Source organism: Paraneptunicella aestuarii, from assembly GCF_019900845.1.
Classification (GTDB): domain Bacteria; phylum Pseudomonadota; class Gammaproteobacteria; order Enterobacterales; family Alteromonadaceae; genus Paraneptunicella; species Paraneptunicella aestuarii.
Map to the genome: position 1 here is coordinate 2147828 of NZ_CP074570.1, position 22905 is coordinate 2170732.

General features: G+C 42.0%; 21 protein-coding genes. 16 read left to right on the plus strand and 5 right to left on the minus strand.

What is annotated here, in order from left to right; all coding sequences use genetic code 11:
* The first annotated feature begins 17 nt into the window (after window positions 1-17).
* The 4 genes from KIH87_RS08890 (at window position 18) to KIH87_RS08905 (ending at window position 3931) form a co-directional block, all read left to right on the plus strand.
* Window positions 18-344: a hypothetical protein gene (locus tag KIH87_RS08890; protein ID WP_232361177.1), complete on the plus strand. Its 327-nt coding sequence runs from the start codon at window positions 18-20 to the stop codon at window positions 342-344.
* Window positions 345-623 carry a YeaC family protein gene (locus tag KIH87_RS08895; protein ID WP_232361178.1) on the plus strand — a complete coding sequence of 93 codons (279 nt, stop codon included), beginning with the start codon at window positions 345-347 and terminating at the stop codon, window positions 621-623.
* On the plus strand, window positions 613-3426 hold the full coding sequence (locus tag KIH87_RS08900) for a DUF349 domain-containing protein (protein WP_232361179.1): 2814 nt from the start codon (window positions 613-615) through the stop codon (window positions 3424-3426). The genes KIH87_RS08895 and KIH87_RS08900 overlap by 11 nt, the downstream gene beginning before the upstream one ends.
* A 175-nt stretch (window positions 3427-3601) precedes the next feature.
* The gene (locus tag KIH87_RS08905) at window positions 3602-3931 is read left to right on the plus strand and encodes a hypothetical protein (RefSeq protein WP_232361180.1); all 330 of its coding nucleotides are present in this window, start codon (window positions 3602-3604) and stop codon (window positions 3929-3931) included.
* A gap of 177 nt (window positions 3932-4108) precedes the next feature.
* Here KIH87_RS08905 and ansA read toward each other — a convergent pair whose 3' ends face one another.
* Both ansA and sppA read right to left on the minus strand, forming a co-directional pair.
* Window positions 4109-5140, minus strand: a complete 1032-nt coding sequence (gene ansA, locus KIH87_RS08910; protein WP_232361181.1) for an asparaginase — start codon at window positions 5138-5140, stop codon at window positions 4109-4111.
* 160 nt (window positions 5141-5300) lie between these two features.
* Entirely contained in the window at window positions 5301-7160 is a 1860-nt protein-coding gene (gene sppA, locus KIH87_RS08915; protein WP_232361182.1) for a signal peptide peptidase SppA, read from the minus strand.
* 208 nt (window positions 7161-7368) lie between these two features.
* On the opposite strand from sppA, the gene KIH87_RS08920 reads away from it, so the two are divergent.
* From KIH87_RS08920 to KIH87_RS08970, 11 genes are all read left to right on the plus strand, one after another.
* On the plus strand, window positions 7369-9396 hold the full coding sequence (locus KIH87_RS08920) for an NADPH-dependent 2,4-dienoyl-CoA reductase (protein ID WP_232361183.1): 2028 nt from the start codon (window positions 7369-7371) through the stop codon (window positions 9394-9396).
* Window positions 9397-9916: 520 nt separating this feature from the next.
* Window positions 9917-10177, plus strand: coding sequence for a helix-turn-helix transcriptional regulator (locus tag KIH87_RS08925; protein WP_232361184.1), 261 nt, complete (start codon window positions 9917-9919; stop codon window positions 10175-10177).
* Window positions 10178-10273: 96 nt separating this feature from the next.
* Entirely contained in the window at window positions 10274-10528 is a 255-nt protein-coding gene (locus KIH87_RS08930) for a helix-turn-helix transcriptional regulator (RefSeq protein WP_232361185.1), read from the plus strand.
* A gap of 17 nt (window positions 10529-10545) precedes the next feature.
* Entirely contained in the window at window positions 10546-11271 is a 726-nt protein-coding gene (locus KIH87_RS08935; RefSeq protein ID WP_232361186.1) for a hypothetical protein, read from the plus strand.
* 134 nt (window positions 11272-11405) lie between these two features.
* Window positions 11406-11609, plus strand: coding sequence for a hypothetical protein (locus KIH87_RS08940; protein ID WP_232361187.1), 204 nt, complete (start codon window positions 11406-11408; stop codon window positions 11607-11609).
* Window positions 11610-11812: 203 nt separating this feature from the next.
* Window positions 11813-12430: an HvfX family Cu-binding RiPP maturation protein gene (locus KIH87_RS08945; RefSeq protein WP_232361188.1), complete on the plus strand. Its 618-nt coding sequence runs from the start codon at window positions 11813-11815 to the stop codon at window positions 12428-12430.
* A 102-nt stretch (window positions 12431-12532) separates the two neighbouring features.
* On the plus strand, window positions 12533-13084 hold the full coding sequence (locus KIH87_RS08950; protein WP_232361189.1) for an NAD(P)H nitroreductase: 552 nt from the start codon (window positions 12533-12535) through the stop codon (window positions 13082-13084).
* Between the two features lie 228 nt (window positions 13085-13312).
* The gene (locus KIH87_RS08955) at window positions 13313-13573 is read left to right on the plus strand and encodes a helix-turn-helix transcriptional regulator (RefSeq protein WP_232361190.1); all 261 of its coding nucleotides are present in this window, start codon (window positions 13313-13315) and stop codon (window positions 13571-13573) included.
* A gap of 295 nt (window positions 13574-13868) precedes the next feature.
* Window positions 13869-14186, plus strand: a complete 318-nt coding sequence (locus KIH87_RS08960) for a hypothetical protein (protein WP_232361191.1) — start codon at window positions 13869-13871, stop codon at window positions 14184-14186.
* A 168-nt stretch (window positions 14187-14354) separates the two neighbouring features.
* Window positions 14355-14594 carry a hypothetical protein gene (locus KIH87_RS08965; protein ID WP_232361192.1) on the plus strand — a complete coding sequence of 80 codons (240 nt, stop codon included), beginning with the start codon at window positions 14355-14357 and terminating at the stop codon, window positions 14592-14594.
* An 887-nt stretch (window positions 14595-15481) separates the two neighbouring features.
* On the plus strand, window positions 15482-17920 hold the full coding sequence (locus KIH87_RS08970; RefSeq protein WP_232361193.1) for a S8 family serine peptidase: 2439 nt from the start codon (window positions 15482-15484) through the stop codon (window positions 17918-17920).
* A 200-nt stretch (window positions 17921-18120) separates the two neighbouring features.
* Here KIH87_RS08970 and KIH87_RS08975 read toward each other — a convergent pair whose 3' ends face one another.
* The 3 genes from KIH87_RS08975 to bioA form a co-directional block, all read right to left on the minus strand.
* Window positions 18121-18873, minus strand: coding sequence for a thioesterase II family protein (locus tag KIH87_RS08975; RefSeq protein ID WP_232361194.1), 753 nt, complete (start codon window positions 18871-18873; stop codon window positions 18121-18123).
* A gap of 21 nt (window positions 18874-18894) precedes the next feature.
* Window positions 18895-20292 (minus strand): asparagine--tRNA ligase, encoded by a 1398-nt coding sequence (gene asnS, locus KIH87_RS08980; RefSeq protein ID WP_232361195.1) that lies wholly within the window; start codon window positions 20290-20292, stop codon window positions 18895-18897.
* Window positions 20293-20468: 176 nt separating this feature from the next.
* Window positions 20469-21740, minus strand: a complete 1272-nt coding sequence (bioA, locus tag KIH87_RS08985) for an adenosylmethionine--8-amino-7-oxononanoate transaminase (RefSeq protein ID WP_232361196.1) — start codon at window positions 21738-21740, stop codon at window positions 20469-20471.
* Between the two features lie 109 nt (window positions 21741-21849).
* Between bioA and bioB the strand changes: the two genes are divergently transcribed.
* The gene (gene bioB, locus KIH87_RS08990; protein WP_232361197.1) at window positions 21850-22893 is read left to right on the plus strand and encodes a biotin synthase BioB; all 1044 of its coding nucleotides are present in this window, start codon (window positions 21850-21852) and stop codon (window positions 22891-22893) included.
* The last annotated feature ends 12 nt before the right edge of the window (window positions 22894-22905 follow it).

Genomic DNA, 22905 nt, shown 5'->3' on the forward strand with positions numbered 1-22905 from the left:
TTTCACTGGAGTACACAATGGCGCTGACAACTTGCCCTTCATGTTCAAAACGAATTTCCGATAAAGCCAAGTCCTGCCAGTATTGCGGCTTTTTAACCGGTACTGCCTCTGAAGAAGATTTGCTACGTCAGAAGCGTATGCAAACAATCAAGCGTTCGCAATCTTTAAACAACCAATCACTGTTAGCGATGCTATTATTTGTGTTGGGTTTTGGTTATATGTATTGGGGCGGCACTCGCCCGGAAGAAACTGAATACTATATAGCGATGACCTGTTCCGGTATTGGTTTGTTCTGGTACGTTATCAATCGTGTCAGAATCGTTATTGAGAAAAGATTCAAGTAAATGAATGTTGAACAACTTGTTCAGTCTATGACTGAAGACACCTACGAAAAATTAAGCTCAGCTGTTGAAACTGGAAAGTGGCCTGATGGAACAAAACTGACAGATGAGCAGTTGGCTAGCAGCATGCAAGCAGTCATGCTTTATCAATCGAAAGTGATGAATTCCCAAGAGCATTTTACGATTGGTTCTGATGGCGAAATCGTTAATAAAAGCAAAGACGAATTAAAAAAACAATTTTCCGAACAACCTATCGCCCGGTTTAAACAGGATGATTTTTAAAACACTTTTTCAACCCAAATATAAGCACAAAGATCCCGCCGTTCGTATTCAGGCTTTACAACAATTAAGTCCGAATGATCAGCAACATATCTCAATTCTTCATGAACTGGCTTTCAATGACAGTAATGTTGCCGTAAGTCTGGCTGCGTTAGAGAAGCTCAACAACTTTGACCTTTGGTGGAAGATGGCTGATACCTCGAGTGATCAGCGAATTATACGTAAAGCCAGAAGCAAGGTTGAGCACGCTTTGATGGGCACTGGTGACGTTGTTGTTACCGATAAGATAAAGCGCACCTTTATCAAGGAATGCAAGGATGTTGCGTTATTGGAAACCTTGTTACAACACGGTGTCCTGGATGAATCTGACACCTCGTTGATACTCGGCGTGTTAGCCAAGATTAATAAGCCGCAGTTGAATATGCGTATATTGCTAAGCACTGAAAATTCAGGGTTATGCAATGCTTTGTTTGAGCAAATTCATGATGAATCTGACATCGCAAAAATTGCTAAAAAGGCAAAAAGCGTAGAACTCACTGAATTGGCAAACAAGAAGTTGGCACATATTCAGGAAATGCGACAAAAGCCAGTTCAACTGACAAAAGATGTTCGCTTGGTGTTGTCGAAGTTATTGGCTTTGGTGGAACAACAAGATTACCAGGCTCTAGAGCAACAACGAGCGCTATTACAGCAACAGTTTGACGATGCCAGGGCCTCCTTTGATTGTCTAAATGCTGATTTAGCTCAAGAGTTTAATGAGAAGTTTCAGGATATTGTTCAACGACTGGATAAGAAAGCTCAGCAATTACAGGGAGCCTGGCAGGAACAGCAAGTTCTGGAGCAACAAAGCAAAGTGTTGCAACAGGCTCATGAAACCGCCAATCAGGTGCTTTCTAAAGTTAACGATAGCTTAAATAAGAATGCCAGTGACATTACTTTGGGTGAGTTGGAAAGCTTTACCCGTGGTATTGAGCAGGCTCAGGCTTCCCTGACAGAAATTGCCCAGCAGAACATTTCACCAGCGGAAAGAAAGGGCATCGAATCGCTTATTAATAAGTTATTAGCGTGCCGAGCCAGTTTGGATAGCTTGCCAGCTTTGCAAACGGCGTTAGGGCAAGCCGATGAATTACTAAGCCAGTTTTCTGACTTGAGTTTGCCGAATGATGTAAGCCAGCTTGACGCAGCACAATTGCATTTGGATGAACTTGAACAGAAATGGAATGCATTGAAAGAGCAGTTTACACATATCTGGCCTTCAGAAATTGATGCTCGCTGGAACAAAGTACGTAAATCCTGGATTAATTCGTTGAAGTCTCTGCGAGCTCAATTGAATGAAACAGTGAACACCTGTCGAACCAAGCTAAATATTGTGCGCAAGCAGATTGATCAGGGGCGTTTTAAAAACGCATTCCGCCATTATGAGAAGTTGCTCGAGTTGTTTCAGGATTTACCTGAAACACAAAAAGCTAAATTAGGTCGTTCATTTGAGAGTGTGCAACTGGACATTGAAAATCTGAAAGATTGGCAGGCTTATATTGCTCAGCCTCGCAAGCCAGAAGTGTTGAAAGAGATAGAACAACTGGCATTGCATCCGTTAGAGCCGACAGAGCAAGCCCGTCGAGTTAAAGAAATTCGTCATCAGTGGAATAGCCTTGGTACGGTTGATAGTGAAGCCGATGAACTTATGAACAAAGCGTTTGATATGGCATGTGAAAAGGCGTTTGCACCATGTCGTGAGTTTTTTGCTGAACAGGATGCTCAGCGAGAGCAAAACCTTAATCATAAATTATCACTGTTGGATCGTTTGGCTGAAATGCTTGATGCTGGAACAGCGGTATCTGAACTTGAAAAAGCCTACACAGAAATGCGTAAGCAGTGGCAAGACGTGGGTGATATTGATTTTAAATCGCGAGAGCTGCTTAATGAGCGCTATCAGCAGGTGATTAATCCGGTCAAAGAAAAGATTAATCGTTTTTATCAGCAAAATGCCGATCTAAAAAATAGCCTGGTAGAGCAAGCCAAAGAATTAATTGGATTGGAAAATTGGCGCGAAGCGACGGATAAAGCCAAAGAATTGCAGGGGCAGTGGCGTAAGATTGAAAAGGCTGGAGTTAAAGCGGAACGTAAGTTGTGGAGCGAATTCCGCGCCATTAATGATCAGATTTTTGCCAAGCGGGATGAAGAGTTCTCGAAGCAGAAAGAAGAGCAGAATGTCGTTATTGAAGCTATTCAAGCTAACTTGACTGAACTTGCAGATAAGGTTGAACAAGCGCAAAGCCGTAGTGACTTGAGCGAATTGAAATCAAAGGACGTTGCCAGTATTCGAGAGCAGTTTAATGCGTTACCTAAAGGTGCGGCAAAAGAATTGCGAGAGCAATTTAAGGATGTATCCAATCGCTTGGGCGAAAAGTTGGAATATTTGTCGGAGTATCAAAACACGGAGTTGTACCGCAACATCTTTGCCATTTTAGAACAATGGCGCGGAGCTGATACCCCTGAAACTGCAAGTGAGCTGCCAGGCTTTTGGCGTCAGGCATTCCAGGTCGCAATCATTGACGAAGGCGAAATGGCGAAATACAACCGCAAAGAGCTTCTTATTCTGATGGAGCTGATGCGCGGAATTGAATCGCCACAAGAAGACTCAGAGATGCGTAAGACATTACAGTTGCAGTTAATGGCCTTAAAACTGGAACAAGGCGAACATATGGAAATGGATGAATTGCTACGTAGCTGGATTGGAAAAGGCGTTATGTCTGATGACGATTTACCGCTACTGCCTCGATTGAACAAGGTGTTTGTGCCTTAATTTTGTTGAGGTATTTGTTTAAGGAAGCCGCTGGTTTTAAAGCAAGCGGCTTTTTTGTTCTTAGACATGGCGACTGTTGAAAATTAATTCATTTGTATTATACATTTTGTATCTATTTTTAGATGTTTTTATAAAGAATGAGTAGAGTCTGACTATGTTTGAAAGGTGATAAAAGATGCCGTTTAAGAGTCCAAGCTGGAGTCATAAATCTACCCCTCATACTGATTTATCAGCAAAAGTATATAAAAGTGAGCATGTTGAAGGGGTGACTGTAATCGAAGTTGAAGGCGCTGAATATAGGAATAGCAAGCCATTTGAAGGGTGCTTTGAGATGGTTTCTCCAAATAGAGATCCAAGAATTTGGAAAAACAGTTTGCGAGCAGAAGTCTACTGCGATTGGCATGGTGTGAAGCCTCCCACATGTTGGCCAAATATAAAGTTAAAAGAAGGGAAATTTAGGATTATAGAAAAGTTCACAGGAACCGTAATTCGCGGTTTAAAGTGAACTTAAGTATCAATTATAGATGGAGTTGAAAGCTAATGTTGTTTTGTATTTATCAAGTTTTAGTTAATCAGTTGCTCCATCTAAATTGGCTGTGAGGTTAACCCTCTTTCGGATTCAATGTCCTATTTTCATTGGTGCAAATTATTCACAGTATCACTTTGTGCTCAGTTTCAAATTTTACTTCGCACGTGATTTTACACCCGGAGTCAGTTCTCCACGCAGGCTTTCGCTGATTTTATGACGCATTTCCTCAACACTTAGGTTTTGGCTGAGTAAATAGTGAAGTTTTGCCAGTGCTGCTTCTGGTGTCATATCCATACCTGATAATACGCCCGCGTCATGCAGTGCATGCCCGGTGGCATAGCCTTCCATATTCACTTTACCGCGAACGCATTGGGTGCAGTTGACTACCAAAATGCCTTTTTCTTTGGCTTCTTCAAGCTGATTCAGAAGTTCTGGATTTTGTGGGGCATTACCTACGCCATAGCTTAATAAGATCATGGCGTTAACGGGTTGGCGTAGGGTGTTTTTCAATACATCGGAACTAATGCCCGGGTAGAGCGTTACCATACCGATGGGTTGAGAAATGATAGGGCTTACAATCAGTTGAGTTTCGGGTTCGGGTTCTTTTACCTGTCCGTTGAGCACTTTGATATTAATACCTGCAACTAACAGAGCGTCATAGTTGGGGGAATCAAAGGCGTTAAAACCGTCAGCATCCAGTTTTCGACTGCGATTGCCTCTAAGTAATCGGTTATTAAAAAACAGGCTGACTTCGGGGATAGGGTAGTTTGCCGCAATATAAAGCGCGTTTAGCAGGTTTTCCTGTCCGTCGGTACGCAGTTCTGCCAAAGGGATTTGCGAGCCTGTGACGATGACGGGTTTATCCAGGTTTTCAAACATGAACGACAGGGCTGATGCTGTGTACGCCATTGTGTCTGTGCCGTGCAGAATGATAAAGCCATCGTATTGTGCGTAGTGGTCTTTGATGTCATCCGCGATTTGCTGCCAATGGCTGGGTGACATGTTCGATGAGTCGATTAGTTCGGGATATTCATGCAGGGTAAAATCTGGCATTTCCGGATGATGGAATTCTGGCATTTTTTGCAGGGTTTCAGATAAGAATCCTCTTGCCGGAATATAGCCATTATTGGAAGGGCGCATGCCAATCGTGCCGCCTGTGTAAGCGATATATATGTGCTTTTTCATGAATGAATAATCAGATCAACTACTTGTGGTTAATATTAGCGTGAATTTCCAAGGGAACGAAGAGTGGGGAGTATTTCAGTGAGGCTAGAGATGTAAAGTTTGAGAGCCTTGTGTTTGGCAAGGCTCTCAATGCTTGAACTAATAATGGTCGATTAGCTGATTAGTAATCGCACATGATGCAGAATGCGTAAGCGCCACGCGGATCGTTGAATTGACTAAAGGTATCAATTTCATTAATCGCTTTGCTTAATTGTTGCATCAGTTTACTTTCAGCGGTTGAGTGACCAACGGCTTTGGCGACATCAAGGGCAGCATCGCCAAAGAATTCTTTCCAGAAACGTTCTCTCGCTGAAAGAGTGGGCTCAATATATTTCTCGTTATAGTGGGTCATATTGGCAAGTTCAGCCGCTGCTTTAACGGCATCATCGAAATTACCCAAGTGATCGACCAGACCTATTTCCTGAGCTTTTGAGCCTGCCCAAACACGTCCTTGAGCAATCTTATCGACATCTTCCTTGCTCATGTTGCGTTCTTTTGCCACCAAGCTTATGAAGTTGTCGTAACCATGCTCAATGCTGCGCTGGAAAATTTTGCCAACTCTTGGATCGAGTTTTTGAGTTGCCGATAATCCGGCAAATTCGGTTGTGCCGACACCATCAGTGTGTACACCCAGATAATCAAGCGTGTCTTCATAGGTCATGAACATGCCGAAGATGCCAATAGAGCCTGTTATGGTTGAAGGGCTTGCCCAGATTTGGTCTGCACTTGCTGAAATCCAGTAGCCGCCAGATGCGGCAACAGAGCTCATCATGGCAACGACAGGTTTACCTGCATCTTTCAGGTTGACAATTTCCTGACGAATCACTTCGGATGCAAATGCACTGCCGCCAGGTGAGTCTACATAAAGCACAACCGCTTTTACTGTGTCATCCAGTCTGGCTTTACGCAGCAATCTTGCTGTGCTGTCGCCGCCTACTGAACCAGGCTTTTGATTGCCGTTATAAATAGTTCCTTTGGCAACGACGATACCGACGTTCGAATCACCCTGTTTCATATCGAAAGGAGGTTTGATTAGTTCGATGTAATCGTAGAAGTCAACATAGTTAAAGCCGAGTTTATTGTCGTCTTTACCAACCAGACTGATCATTTCAGTGCGGATTGCTTCGCGATCTTTTAGGGCATCAACCCATCCATTGGTAAGGGCATACTGAGCAAAGTCGCCGTCTGACTCTTCAAATTTGGCGATAAAAGAATCCAGTTTTTCATCAAAATTACTGATATCCATTTCTCTGGCTTTGGCGACGTCTTGTTTATAGTTTTCCCAAAGCGCATTTAGCCATTCCTGGTTTGCTTCTTTGGCATAGTCTGACATATCGTCACGAATAAAAGGTTCGACAGCAGACTTGAACGTACCAACACGGAAAATATGAGTGGTTGCTTTTAGCTTTTCCAACGCAGTTTTGTAATACATGCGGTAGCGACCATAACCTTCAAGAAACACCATTCCCATCGGGTTTAGGTAGAGATGATCTGCATGGCTGGCAAGGTAGTATTGCTTTTGGTTGTAGTAGTCGCCTACTGCGTAGACAGCTTTGCCTGTTGCTTTAAAACGTTCGATAGCATCGGCAATAGTACGCAGCTTGTCTTGCCCGGCGTTACGCATTCTGCCTAATGATAATATTAAGGTTTTAATACGATTATCTTCGGCGGCGTTGTCAATGGCGAAGACGATGTCTTGAAGCAGCACTTCTGGATTGGCGCGGCGGTTGTCTGCGGCTTCCATCATGAGTTCATCGAAAGGGTCGATGCTTTCGGTTTGAATAACGATGTCACCCTGAATATTTAATATCAGGGCTGATTCCTTTGGAACCACGGTTTGGTGATCGTCTGTCATTAAGGCGCCAATAATAATCAATATAATGGCAATGAACACCAGATTAAAAAACAGGCTTCGGGTAAAATTCAAAACCGACCAGATTCCTCCGAAGAATCTAGCCGTCCAACTTTTTTGGGTTGTCATATCAGTCTTCTTTTGCTGTCCAATTTTAGCTTGTTAAACTACTGAAAGCGTTGCTGTATCGCTTGTAGCTTAAAGATTTAGCATTATCCTAACGGAACTACTTAATATTAAAAAATAAGAATTGTAATTTTTTATATTACAAATGGGGTTTATTCGTTGTTAAGTTACGTTAAACTAAAACCTAAAACAGGTAAGACCAGTTGGCTTTATGAGTAATAATCCTTTTTTCCCTAATCTTTTTACTCCACTTGATTTGGGGTTCACAACCATTCGAAATCGTACCTTGATGGGGTCAATGCATATTGGCCTTGAAGAGGAAAAAGATGGCGATGCGAAACTGGCAGCATTTTATGCTGAGCGAGCTGCTGGCGGCGCAGGTTTAATCGTGACGGGTGGTGTTAGTCCTAATTATTCTGGATGGGTATCGCCATTTTCCTCACGCATGACGCGTAAGTCTCATGCCAGAAAGCATGAGATTGTGACGAATGCTGTTCATGAGCATGGTGGAAAAATATGTATGCAAATATTGCATACGGGTAGGTATGGATATCATCCATTGATTGTTGCGCCCACTGCTATTAAAGCACCGATTAACCCAATGAAGCCAAGAGCTTTGTCTCGCAGAGGTATTAAGTCGACCATTAAAGACTATGCTCGTTGTGCAAAATTAGCGCAGTTAGCGGGTTATGATGGTGTTGAGATCATGGGATCGGAAGGATACTTAATAAACCAGTTTCTTTGCCCCAGAACTAATCAACGAGATGACGAGTGGGGCGGCTCCTTCGAAAACCGAGCGCGCTTTGCTGTTGAAATTGCAAAATCGGTGCGTGAAGCCGTTGGTGAGAAGTTTATTATTATCTTCCGTGTTTCCATGTTGGATTTGGTTGAAGGTGGTAGTGAGTGGGTTGAGGTTGTTGCGTTAGCCAAGATGTTGGAAGACGCTGGTGTGACCATCATTAACACCGGGATTGGTTGGCATGAAGCTCGCCTACCGACTATTGCCACAATGGTGCCAAGAGCGGCATTTACCTGGGTAACACAGAGAATGAAAGAAGAAGTCTCTGTACCATTAATTACAACCAACCGTATTAATACCCCGGAAGTGGCTGAAAAAGTCTTGGCCGATGGGCATGCTGATATGGTGTCGATGGCTCGTCCTTTCCTCGCTGATCCTGATTTTGTCAATAAAGCAGAGCAGGGCAAGAGTGATCGTATTAATACCTGTATTGCGTGTAATCAGGCATGTTTGGATCATGTTTTTGAACAGAAACGTGCAAGCTGTTTGGTTAACCCCCGAGCCGCTTATGAAACGGAATTGAATTTCCCTTTAACCAACCATAAGAAGAAATTGGCAGTTGTTGGTGCAGGCCCTGCCGGTATGGCATTTAGTTGTTATGCTGCTGAGCGAGGCCATGAAGTACATTTGTTTGATCAGGACGACAAGATCGGTGGTCAGTTTAACTTTGCTAAGCGCGTTCCCGGCAAAGAAGAGTTCTATGAAACGCTAAGATATTTCCAGAATCGTATTAAAGATGTCGGAGTTCACTTGCATTTGGGCGAGAAGCAATCTGTTGATTCTCTGGTTGCTGGTAACTTTGATGAAGTCATTTTGGCAACGGGTATTATTCCCAGAAAACTCGATATTGAAGGCATTGATCACGAGAAGGTATTGTCTTATCTGGATGTGTTAAGAGACAACAAGCCTGTTGGCAAAAAGGTGGCGATTGTTGGTGCTGGTGGGATTGGATTTGATATTGCTGAGTTTTTAACGGAAGAGCATTCTCTTTCTACTCAACCTGAAGAGTGGCTAAAAGCTTGGGGTATTGATGTGAATTATGCCAACCGAGGGGCTTTGACTCAGCCTCAGGTTGATGAAAGTGAAAGAGAGATCTATTTGTTGCAACGTAAAGCAAGCAAGGTCGGTAAGAATTTGGGTAAGACGACAGGATGGATCCATCGTCAATCATTGAAGCAGAAGAATGTACAAATGATTCCTGGTGTGAGTTATCAGAAAATAGATGACCAAGGATTTCATATACTCATAGGTGATGAGCCCAGATTACTGGATGTTGATAATGTGATTATTTGTGCTGGTCAGGAACCTAATAAAGGCTTATATCAACAGTTATTGGATGTTGGTGTTAAGGCTCAGGTTATTGGTGGTGCTGATGTTGCTGCAGAATTGGATGCCAAGCGAGCCATTCGACAAGGGGCTGAGCTAGCTTCAGTGATATAGATTTACCTAAATCTATTAAGAATTAATTATTGGATAGCGCCTTTAGTGAACAACTAAAGGCGCTTTTTTATGTACATCTTTAATCACAATAGAGGAAGTCTTGGTAAGGTAAGAGATTTATTTGTGTTTATGCACCTATAATGCAATACGCAATATATTGTGTTAACTGAAGGGATAAACTCTGCTCTGATGAGTAGAAAATGGATCTGCATTAGAGTTTTAATTTGATCTAACAAGTGTTAGAGTGACCGGCTGTTCGATGATGAACTTTGCCTTCTTGGCTCAAATATCTTTTTTTGTTGTAAAAATAATCAATCCAATTGACCTAAATCAACATTTAAGACTCAATTCAAAAAAGTTAGAAAAAAAATTTCCTTACTTGTCAATTAGTTAACCATTCTCGCACAAAAAAAATCACGATGTGGAACACATTCCACTTTCTTTTTTCTACAATAAGAACCGTCAAAGGAAAAGACCCCAACATTACAAAATTGAATTGATTTATATAGAGGTGCGTAACATGTTTATCAATGGTGCTGATTTGAGAAAAATGCGTTTAACTGCTGGTATGACTACAGTGCAAATGGCTGAATTCGCTGGCGTTAAAACTCGTAAAACCTATGAAAATTGGGAAAAAAATGTTGGTGCTCCAAGTATGAACCAGTACTTGGCTATGGCGACTGCTTGTGGATTTAAACCTGCTGAACTGATCAAAATGTATGTTGATCGTAAAGACGTTGAGCAAGAGTTGGATCTATCTGTTGCAGAGACCAAGTCTTAATAGCGCATATTGTAAACTTGAGCTCTTTACCTGTTAAATTTTTTGTACTATTTTAGCTGGTAAAATTAGTTGCTAGTCAATTTGTAGGGGTAAAGAGTGTTTCAAGCCTTTAGTGGTAAAAAGCTCAAAGAAATGCGCAAAGAATCAGGCTTTACCCAAGCCGAACTAGCATCGCGCTTGGGTATAAGTCGAGAGACGGTCATTGCTATAGAAAAAGAGCACCCAGGGACTATCGATTCTCTATCTGTTGGCACACTGAAGAAGTGGTGGAAGGTGTGCAATCAAAGAATATCTCAGCAGTCTCGGAATGACTTTGTTGAGTATCTTAAAAAATTTCTAAATATCGCATAACCTAGACAGATCAAAAGTTGTATTCATTAATCACTCCTAATATAAGTAAAAAAATAGCGTTTATTGCTGGCCTTATTGCCTGTTGTATTGGTGTATTCACTTTTGGAAAAGCGTTATGGTTTGACAGAATTTACCTGGTCTTACTGCTTCTCGCTTCGGCATATAGCTACCATATTGATAAGAATATATTTGGCATTTTCGTTATATTGTCCTTGGAGCGTGTGTTTGAAGAAAGTATCTATTTGTTAGCCAAAGATACATGGACTTTTAAAATTCTTGTTGTCGTCCTCTGTACCGGAGCATGTTATAAACTACGCTATGATAGAATGATATGGGTTGCAGCTGGTGCTTTATCGTCAGTTATTGCAGCGGATATATATTGGTATTTGATTGATTATCCCGCCCCTAAGATCTATTGGAGTCTGGTTATTTTATTTCAAAGTTTGATGGTCAGACATTTCATATTTTTTCGCCCTGCTATTATGGAGCGCCATTTTCCCGAATGGAGGGAGATACGATGGATTAATAGTGATTGGCAAATATATCAGCTGATGATGGTCTTTGTAGTAATGGAATTATTATTTCTAGGAGAGTATTACGTGAGGCACATCTTTGGGTATACAAATGTCCTGGTAGTTTTTACTTTGTACCCTTATGCAGCTCACACGGTAGCTAGTATTATCATCTGGATTATTCTTAGTGAAACGATTCGTATGACCCGTGATCGTTATTTAATGGCGTAAATTTCCTTTGTTTTTCTTAACGTTATAAAAATCGTAATATTTTTTGATAATAATGGTGTGGATTCTAGTCCACATTTTTGTCTATTTATGTGTAATGCAATCCACATTGTCTAAATTGTTACGAGGATATAACCATGAAAAATACAAATACAACAGTCAAGGTAATTTTGGTTTCTGGCCTTTTATTAAGTGCTAATGCGTTCGCTGGTGGTGGTAAAACTGGGGATCCTGAAACTACAAGCCAAGTACCAGTGTTAACAACAACTACTACCACTACAGTTTCTACTTCTTCTACAGATGGCTTCTGGAAGTCTTTGTTCTCTAGCTTAAGTTTATAATTAATAAGAATAAAATGACCGATTTATAAAACCCCCGGTTTCTGCTCCGGGGGTTAGTCCTTTTAAAGAGCCCATTTTTTCTTTCCGCATGTATATCTCTCAGTTTCCCCAAACATTTTTGTATGTTTTTCCCTTAATCATGAAATAATCTTGTTAATAGTGCTTTCTAGCATCCTATTAGTAATTCCTGCGGAACAATTAAGATGAATCTAGTTGAATTTGTGAGCGGTATTGAAAAATCTCTTAAGAGGTTAAACATAGCTGACGGTATTGCTCCTCTATTGATGAGGTTGTATTTGGCACCAGTATTAATCCAGGCTGGATGGAATAAATATGTAAGCTTTTCAAGTACCGTTGACTGGTTTGGCAATAATGAGTGGGGCTTGGGGTTGCCTTTTCCTGCTTTTATGGCTGTTTTAGCTATTGCTACCGAGTTTATTGGAGGCTTTCTTATTCTACTGGGGCTTGCAACCAGGCTAATATCCATACCGCTAATGATTACAATGTTGGTAGCTGCATGTTCTGTTCATTGGGAAAATGGATGGCCTGCAATTGCTGATTCTAGTAGCTGGTTGTCAAATGGTACTTTGTTTTTAAATGAATCGGTTATGGAAGCTCCTCAAAAACTTGAGGCTGCAAGATCCATATTAATGGAACATGGTCATTACAATTGGCTGACCAGCAGTGGAAATTTTGTTGTGCTTAATAATGGTATTGAGTTTGCCATGACATACTTCATCATGTTGTTGTCTCTGTTTTTTACTGGTGGTGGTCGATATACCAGTGTGGATTACTTTTTGGGCAAACGCTTCTTATCTTGATATTAGTGGTATAACATACCGCCCTTAATGATATGGAAGCTTCTTTAGTTGCGCTCAAGCTAAATTGCACTCATTTTTCAGGAGCCTGAGGAGTTATTAATTATGGATGCGTTGGATTTATTGCTGAATCGTCGCTCTAATGGTCGGTTAAAAGAGCCTGCGCCAGATGCTAAATCGTTGCAAAATATACTTGATGCAGCTTTACGTGTTCCTGATCATGCTGGATTAACGCCTTGGCGATTTATTGTTTGTACCGGTGAAGGGTTGGATAGACTGGGTTCTTTATTTCAGGAAGCTGCCAGATATCATGAAATGTCTCAGGCTGATATTGAACGTGCAAGCTCATTACCTACCAGAGCACCCATGGTGATTATTGCTATTATGACTTACTCTGAGCACCCTAAAGTCCCTAGAGTTGAACAAATAGCTTCAGCTGCCTGCACTGTGCAAGCAATGCAAATGACTGCTGTTGCTCAGTCTTTTTCAGGAATCTGGCGAACAGGAGTATATGCGCAAAGCGAGTTTGTAAAACAGTCTCTAGGTTTGAATCAAGATGATGAAATTTTAGGATTTTTGTACTTGGGAACGCCTGTATCTTCACTTCCTGAAAAAACAGGAAAAAACCATGATGGGTATGTTGAATATTGGCGTTAAAATTGGCTGAGGAGTTGTTGCCATATAAGTGTATGTGTTTTTGGTATACGTAGCTATTGGTGAGAAAATATTTGGACAGAATGTGGTGGTCAGGTTAAATTACCCGCAATTTTCGTACAAATATAAAAAATATTTTAAATAAGACGAAATTATTTAGGTTATAAATATTACCTGTTGGTACTTTTTTGCTATAATCGCGGACAGTTTTAATGCAAAGGTATAATCAAAATGTTTATCACAGGTAAAGATTTAAGAAGAATGCGTCGTAAAGCTGGTATGACAACTATGCAGATGGCTAAGTTGGCTGGAGTTAAGACTCGTAAAACTTATGAAAATTGGGAAAAAGATATTGGTGCCCCCAGCATGAATCAATTTTTGGCGATGGCTATCGGATGCCAGTTTAATGCCATGAAATTGGTTACTATGTATTTGGAGCGCCGTACACTTGAAGATGAAGTCAATCTTAGCGAAGCTCACCTCAAAAGTTAACTTGGTATCGGCTCTGGGTTACCTAGTGATTGCGGCCTTGGCGGTCGCATTCATAGAGACTCCAGGCAAATTTATGCTGGTTTTTTTGTTAGCCTGCATATTTCTTATTTTTCAAAACCGACATTTTGTTAATATCGTATCCCTTTTATCCATACTACTTATTGTTAAGGCATCTGAATTAGCAATATTAGAGTTAGTCAGGGACACCAAAAACAACTACATTATATTCTCTTCTTTTTTCCTTGTAGATATCCCCGCAATTATTTTGATTGCCCTAAGAACCCCTCTTTGTCGAATGATAGAATTTAAGGCTAGGGGGCAATTAGATGATCCTGATAAGTATGTTGTGACTAACGCCGACTTAATCGTTGGGAAAATTTACATCACATACTGTATTATTAATCTGTTAGCCTTGTTGGAACATTCATTACGTCATCTTGATCATTTTGGTTTTCCTAAGGATGCATCCTATACAGTATATCTTTATGAGAATTTCAGATTGATTTGGGGGCACTATGAACTGGTTAAGCATTCTCTTAATATCGTTGAGTTCATGGCTGTGTTTTCCACCATATCAAATTACATGCGTAGCGAAAGAATGTTGAAAGCCTAGAGTGTTTTTATCATGAACATTGCTTCCAGCCTGAAAGTAAGCGCCTTTAGAGGCATTCTTATTGCCCTTCAAAGAATAATTTTCATGAGTAGTATTTTTCAATAAAAGTGGCATAATGGAAATTGAGGTGTAAAAAAATTACCTCTCTAATAGTGTCAGGAGGAACTCATGAAATATATAAATAAAAATGTTCTGTCAGCCGTTGTTCTTACCGCTTCTCTATCTCTACCCGTACATGCTAGTGAAAGCGATATTACTTTAAGTGTTGAAAACCTTTTAAATCAATTGATTAACTCTGCATCAAAAGAATTTGTTGCAAGCTCTGGTGGTACTAAAGGCGATCCTATTAATGGGGGAGGAGGAAGTACAACCTCATCAGGCGGTACAAAAGGCGATCCTTTGGAGTAAATCTATAATAGATTAAGTAGAGCCAGTAAATACTGGCTTTTTAATTTATGTGAAATTGAATTTTTATTTATGAGAATGGTAAGTTCTTCATAAAACGTTTCACCATAAATTAATTTCTTATGATTTTTCCCGTCGATGTTATTGCTTAGATGACTATCGAATCCATATTTTTTAACACCTTATACGTTTTAGTTTATTTCTATCAAACCTTGTAAAAATCACTTATTGGCATTAAATATTGGATTACATTTTGCTTACCAATGTTAATAAAATGTTATCCCATTGACCTTGCATCCCAAAAAAAGTAGTCTGGTCAGTCCTGTATATATGTTTTTATAAAACTTCAATAAAATCAAAAATATTCACAAAAGTAATAATATATAACTGAATTGTTTTTGTGTTTCTTGCCTAATTGATCAACCATCGTTGCGTCATCTGGATGTAACAAATATTAAATGTTAATTACAAATAATTACATTGTTTGCACTCAGAGTCGTTTGTTCAGGTTCTACAAATCAGCGTTGTAAGCAACCTAAACATTTGGATATAAGCAACTAGGTGTTCTCTTTTTTCATCTCAAATTAACTCGTTTTGGAAGACGCAACTACCAAGCGTTTACTGAAGACTAAGTAGTTAAATGAAGTACAACCATGCGTTTGCATGGTTTGTTATTTATTAGTGATGTTAATTGAATATGGCGTTGTGAATTTGTGGATTGAATTCCGCTTTTGTTGAATTTATGAAGCAAGGACGTTGGAGCAGTCCCAAGAGTAAGTTAAAGAGTTTGTTGTACTTTGACTTTGTGTTTAGGGGCATATGAAAGGTAAAGAAAACAGAAATACAAGCCTTTACATATGCATAAGACGTTAGTCTTGAAGGAAAATATAATGAATACCAAATTCGTCAAGCTAAGTGCGATTTCTATCGCAATCATGGGGAGCACTTTAGGTGCTCACGCTGCAGAGCTGAAGGCTGTAGCAACTCCTGCCAATGCAAATGAAACTGTAGTATCAGCTAAAGATTTTTCTAGCTGGTATGCAGAGCAGCATCGTGAGAAATATGCTGCTGTTACTGATCAGTTTATCGTTCGTTTAAATTCTGATACTGCCCTGAAGCAACTTCAGTTGATGGCTCTTGGAGCTGACTCTTCTTCTTTGGCTTCCGCTAAAGCGGGTCAATCAGCTAAAGAAATCATGCGCTCATTGAGTGATAGTGCTGGTTTGCAGCTTGAGTTTGTGAAAGCAACTAAAGCGGGTGAAGCATTGATGAAGATTTCTTCAGAGAAATCTCTAACTGAAATGAACTTCATTGCTAGAGCGTTGCAAGGTAACCAAAATGTTGCCAGTGCAGAAGCTGACCCTCGCCGTTATCCTATGGCTCAAAACTCTCCTTGGGGTTTAGCAAGCGTTCAAGCTAACCAGTTGTCTGACGCGGGTGCTTCAAATACGACAGTATGTATCATCGACTCTGGTTATGACGGTGGTCATCCGGATCTACCAACTGCAACTGGTACTAACGACAGTGGTACTGGTAGCTGGAACGTAGCAGGTGGATCTCACGGTAGCCACGTTGCCGGTACTATTGCTGCAATGAACAACTCTTACGGTGTTCAAGGCATTTTACCTAACTCAAATGTTAATTTGCATATCGTTAAAGTATTTAACGAAAGCGGTTGGGCATACAGCAGTGACCTGGTTAATGCTGTTCAAAAATGTCAAACAGCAGGTGCTGACGTAGTAAACATGTCTTTGGGTGGTTCTGGTTCAAGCACATCTGAAAGCAACGGTTTACAAGCTATCTATAATGCCAATGTATTGTTGATTGCTGCTGCTGGTAACGACGGTGACGCAACTCACTCATATCCTGCTTCTTATGATTCAGTTGTATCTGTTGCTGCTGTTGATGAAACTGGCTTGCATGCTGAGTTCTCACAGTACACTAGCCAAGTTGAATTATCGGGCCCAGGTGAAGCAATTCTGTCTACTGTTGCTGGCGATGGACGTCAAGGTTTCATTACTTACGGTGCAACTTCTTTAGGTGATGATCGTGTTCTTCCACAAGGTCGTTATACGCCAAGTGGTACAAGCTACGTTTCTAATAACGTAAATGGTACTGCAACGGGGACTTTGGCAGTTTGTAGCCGTTCTGGCAGCACCTATTCTTGTGGTGACATGACTGGCAAAATCTGTATTGCTGAGCGTAATGCTAACCAGGCTGGCAGCAGCTACACTGAGATCGACAACGGTGCAGAAGCGTGTGCGAATGCTGGTGCTGAAGGTGTAATCATCTACAGTAATAGTGCTCGCCCTGGGCTTCAAAACCCATTCCTTGTTGATGCTAACAGCGTAATGACTATGCCAACAGTTTCTGTTAACAGAACTACTGGTCAACAGTTGGTTGCAGCCGCTGGTACTTCTGCGACTCTGCAAGTTCAAGGTAACACTGACTATGCATATTACAACGGTACGTCAATGGCTACGCCACACGTTACTGGTGTTGCTGCATTGGCATGGAGTGTAAACCCAACTTGTACTGCTGCTGAAGTTCGTAATGCACTTAAGCAAACAGCGTTGGATTTGAATGCTGCTGGTCGTGATAACTACACTGGTTATGGTTTGGTACAGGCTAAAGCGGCTTCTGACTACATGGCAGCTAACTGTGGCAGCGGCGGCGGTTCAGGCGGCGGCACAGGTGATGGTGCTTTAACTAAAGGCCAAGCTGAAACTGGCTTGACTGGTACTTCCAAGTCTTCACAGTATTTCACTATCGACGTACCTGCTGGCGCAACTGACCTGACATTCAACCTGTCTGGTGGTACTGGTGACGCTGACTTGTATGTTAGCTTTGGTTCACAACCTTCTACCAGCACTTACGATTGTCGTTCATGGGCAAGTGGCAACAATGAAAGCTGTTCTTTCGCTACTCCATCTGCAGGTACTTACCATGTATTGGTTCATGCATACAGCGCATTCAGCGGTGCTTCTCTGGTAGCTGACTATACTGCAGCTTCTGGTGGTGGTTCTACTGGTGGCAGTGCAACTGAAACTAACTTGTCTGCTGCTAAAAATGCATGGTTGAACTACACATTGGATATTCCTACTGGTATGTCAACACTGGATGTAAGTATCACTGGTGGTACTGGTGACGCTGACTTGTACGTTCGTTACGGTACTGCGCCAACTACTAGCACTTATGACTGCCGTCCATACAAGTCGGGTAATGAAGAGACTTGCTCTTTCACTAACCCAACTTCTGGTACTTGGCACTTAGGTGTTAGAGCTTACTCTGCATTCTCTGGTGTTACGTTGAATGCTACTTACCAGTAATGTTTAAATCAAAGCCAGTCATTTGATTGGCTTTGAATTGCATTTCTTACAAAAGGCCAAATTTTATATTTGGCCTTTTTCTTTGCCTGGTCAGGAAAATTCACTGTTAAATAATGAACGCTTCGGACACAGGAGCAGAAACAAAAAAGCACTTCATGAAGAAGCGCTTTTTAATCTTGATATCTGTGAGTTGAACTTGATTAGCTTGCTTCCAGTGCAACCTTGTTAATAAACCCTGTGAGTTCTTTGGCGTGGCTATCAAGATAAAAGTGGCCTGCATCAACCATGTTGATATTTATCGGAGCTTGAAAATACTCTTGCCATACCTGCAAATCGTTTAACGGCACTCTATCATCATCTTCGCCACCAAAAATCGTAGCCAGTGTAGAGTTAGGTTCTTTCGATGTAGGTTGATAAGTTTCGACTACTTCAATATCGGCTCTAAGAACAGGAAGAAGCAAGTCTAATAACTCCGGAACTGCGGCGATATCAGGATGTAATCCACCTAAATCATCCAAGTGTTCAATAAAATCTTTATCAGAAAGTCCAGTCCAATTCTCCATTGATGGAAGATGCGGCGCTTTTCTTGCTGACGAAATAAAGTGAATCGGGGCAGGGAAGCCATATTTTTGTGCTTTCAGCATAAACTCGTAGGCAATCAACGAGCCCAGACTATGCCCAAACAAAATATAAGGCTTATCTAGATATTTACCCATATGCTGCCATGCATCTTGTACCAGCTTTTCCATACTGTTAATCAGGCCATCTTGAAAACGTCCAGCTCTACCTGGTGGGGTATAGGCGAGCACTTCAACGTGCTCTCCCAGATGTTCCTTCCACGGTAGAAATACATTCCCATTACTTCCAGCGAAAGGAAAGGCAATCACTCTCACTTTGGGTGAAACCGGGGTTTCCTTTACTATCTTGGTAACTGCTGGATGTTGAATAAACATATCCAGTGAACTCCATGTCGATTAATAGTTAGCGCTACCAGCAGCTCGAGGGAATGGAATGACATCACGAACGTTTTGTACGCCAGTGACATAAGCAACCAAGCGCTCAAAGCCTAAACCAAATCCAGAGTGAGGCACTGTGCCATAACGGCGTAGATCTCGATACCAGCCATAATCTTCCGGATTTAAATCCATTTCCTGCATACGCTTGTCTAATTTGTCCAAACGCTCTTCACGCTGTGAACCACCGATAATTTCACCGATACCCGGCGCTAATACGTCTAAGCAAGCAACGGTCTTATTGTCGTCGTTCATGCGCATATAGAAAGCCTTAATATCTTTCGGATAGTTTTGCATGATAATCGGTGCGCCAACGTGTTCTTCAGCCAGGAAGCGCTCATGTTCAGACGCCAAATCAATACCCCATTCAACAGGGAACTCAAACTTTTTACCGCTGTTTTTCAGTATTTCAATGGCGTCGGTGTAATCCATACGCACGAAATCTTGATCAACTACTTTTTGCAAACGTGCAATTGCGTCCTTGTTGACGCGATCTGCAAAAAAGTTCATGTCATCAGCACGTTCTTCCAATACCGCTTTGAATACGTACTTCAACATATCTTCAGCTAATTGAGCGATATCAGCCAAGTCAGCAAAAGCGACTTCAGGCTCGATCATCCAGAACTCAGCCAAATGACGGCTGGTGTTGGAGTTTTCTGCTCTAAACGTCGGGCCAAAGGTATATACCTTCGACATGGCACAGCAGTAACTTTCAACGTTAAGCTGCCCTGATACCGTTAAGAAGGTTTCTTTACCGAAAAAATCCTGAGAATAATCCACGTTACCTTGCTCAGTATGAGGAAGATTCATCATATCCAGCGTTGAAACACGGAACATTTCACCTGCACCTTCAGTGTCGCTGGCGGTGATAATCGGCGTGCTGATCCAGTAATAACCACGCTCATGGAAGAAACGGTGGATCGCCTGAGACAAACAGTTACGCACACGAGTAACCGCACCAATAATATTGGTACGTGGACGCAAATGTGCATGTTCACGCAAATATTCAATGCTATGGCGTTTTGCTGCCATAGGGTAGGTGTCCGGGTTTTCAACCCAACCCAGAACCTCAATGGCCGTGGCATCCACTTCCAAAGCTTGACCCTGGCCTTCGGATTCTTTAATAGTACCAGTTACGGAAACCGAGCATCCGGTTGTCAACTTTTGAATGTCGTCGTAATTATTCAGATTATTAAGGGCAATGACTTGTACAGGGTCAAAACAGCTACCGTCATGCACGGCAACAAAAGAAAGACCTGCTTTAGAATCACGACGGGTTCTTACCCATCCTTTAACTACGACTGTTTCGCCTACGGCATATTGTCCGGCCAGTACGTCAGCCACTGTGGCATGAGCCATTCATTGCTCCATATTTTTGGTTATTCCGGAATCGTTTCCGGTGATTTCAAGAAAGCCTGTAATGTTACTTACCCAGACGCAAGAAACAAGCAAAAATCTGCCTGTTTAAGCAGGTTATTTCACTAGTGTTGAAAAAGTGAAGATTTCTTCCTGATGTTGTTAGTTTTAACGTCTGTTCACGACATCTGCTTTAAGGTATTGAAGATAGCTTGAGTTAAGATGGATAACTGTTCTTTTTCAATAACATAGGGGGGCATTAAATAGATCAACTTACCAAAGGGACGGATCCACGCGCCTTGTTGAATAAAGTGTTTCTGCAAAGTGCCTACATCGTATGCCTGTTTGGTTTCAACCACCCCAATAGCGCCCAGCACTCTTACATCTGCAACATTATCCAACGCTTTGCAAACGGCAAGCTCTTCTCGTAACTGAGATTCGATGCTCTGAACCTGAGAACGCCATTGTCCGGTTTCTAAAAGAGCCATGCTGGCGTTGGCGACTGAGCAAGCAAGTGGATTGCCCATAAACGTAGGGCCATGCATAAATACACCGGGATCGCCTTGGCACACACCCATCGCCACATCTTCTGTACACAGTGTTGCGGCGAGTGTCATGTAACCGCCCGTAATCGCTTTACCCAGGCACATAATATCAGGGCTGATATCGGCATGATCACAGGCAAATAATTCACCTGAACGACCAAACCCTGTGGCGATTTCATCAGCAATCAACAACACATTGTACTGGTCACAAAGCTGACGGCAGCGCTTTAAATAATTCGGATGATAAAAGCGCATTCCCCCAGCACCTTGAACCACGGGCTCTAAAATCACGGCGGCGACTTCGTGATGATGACGTTGCAGCAATTCATCCAGTTCCAGCATCTCATCTTCATTCCATAAGGCACCGAACCGAGTTTGGGGCGCTGGGGCGAAGATTTGTTTGGGCAAGACATTTTGAAACAGAGTATGCATACCGTTTACGGGGTCACATACCGACATCGCTGCAAAGGTATCACCGTGATAACCATTTCTGGGCGCGATAAACTTGTACTTGTTTGAACTGCCTTGGCAAGCCCAGTATTGCACCGCCATTTTCATGGCAACTTCAACAGCGACAGAGCCTGAGTCTGCCAAAAACACGCGCTCTAATCCTTCCGGGCTCCACTCAACCAGCGTTTTACATAACTGAATTGCGGGCTCATGGGTTAGGCCGCCAAACATAACGTGAGACACTTTTTCTAACTGAGCTTTGGCTGCTTTATTTAATTCAGGATGGTTATAACCATGAATTGCTGCCCACCAGGACGACATGCCATCGACCAGCTTTGTTCCGTTGTCTAAATAAATATGTACCCCTTCAGCATGAGAAACCGGATAGCAGGGAAGTGGGTTGACTGCCGAAGTATAAGGGTGCCAGATGTGTTGTTGATCGAATTGAATATCCATGTGCTTATAAAATAATCATATGTAAACTAATTGAAAAATCATATGGTTGACAAAGTGTGTTCGGGAAATAGACTAGGCAAGCATCACAATAATGTAAAGGACAAGTTCTATGTCTGCCACAATTCGTCATGATTGGACCGTTGAAGAAGTTAACCGCTTGTATGACAAGCCCTTTAATGATTTGTTGTTTGAGGCTCAGACAATACACCGTCAGCACTTCAACCCTAACGAAGTTCAGGTAAGCACGCTGCTTTCCATTAAAACTGGTGCATGCCCAGAGGACTGTAAATATTGTCCTCAGAGCGCACGTTACGATACCGGGCTTGAGCGCGAACGCTTAATGGAAGTGGAAAAAGTGCTTGAGAGTGCGCGCGACGCCAAAAAAGTAGGTTCCACTCGCTTTTGCATGGGGGCTGCATGGCGTAATCCTAAAGATCGCGACATGCCTTATGTCATTAAGATGATCGAAGGTGTTAAAGCCATGGGGCTGGAAACCTGCATGACATTGGGTATGTTAACCCGCGAACAAGCGTTGCAGCTTAAGCAGGCTGGCCTTGATTATTACAATCACAACCTGGATACCTCGCCAGAATTCTATGGTGACGTGATCACAACCCGTACTTATCAGGATCGTTTGGACACATTGCAAAATGTGCGCGATGCCGGCATGAACATCTGCTCTGGTGGCATTGTGGGCATGGGGGAGAGTGTCTCGGATCGTTCAGGTTTGCTAGTACAGCTTGCTAATTTGGAACAACATCCTGAAAGTGTGCCAATTAATATGTTGGTGCGCGTTATCGGTACGCCATTAGACAGTGAGCAAGACGTTGATCCTTTTGAGTTTATTCGAACTATCGCCATTGCGCGCATTATGATGCCGAAATCCTATGTGCGCTTGTCTGCGGGTCGTGAAGAAATGAGTGAGCAAACCCAGGCTTTATGCTTTATGGCGGGTGCGAACTCCATCTTCTACGGATGCAAGCTGCTCACTACTTCCAACCCTGATACTGACGAAGATGTTCAACTGTTCCGCAAGTTAGGGATCAAGCCAGAACGTGCTCGTGATTATTCTGACGAAGCGCATCAGTCCATGTTAATGGATGCGGTACGTGAAAAAGCGGAAGAATCCTTATTTTACGAGGCGGTGAGCTAACCAGGGCAAGCA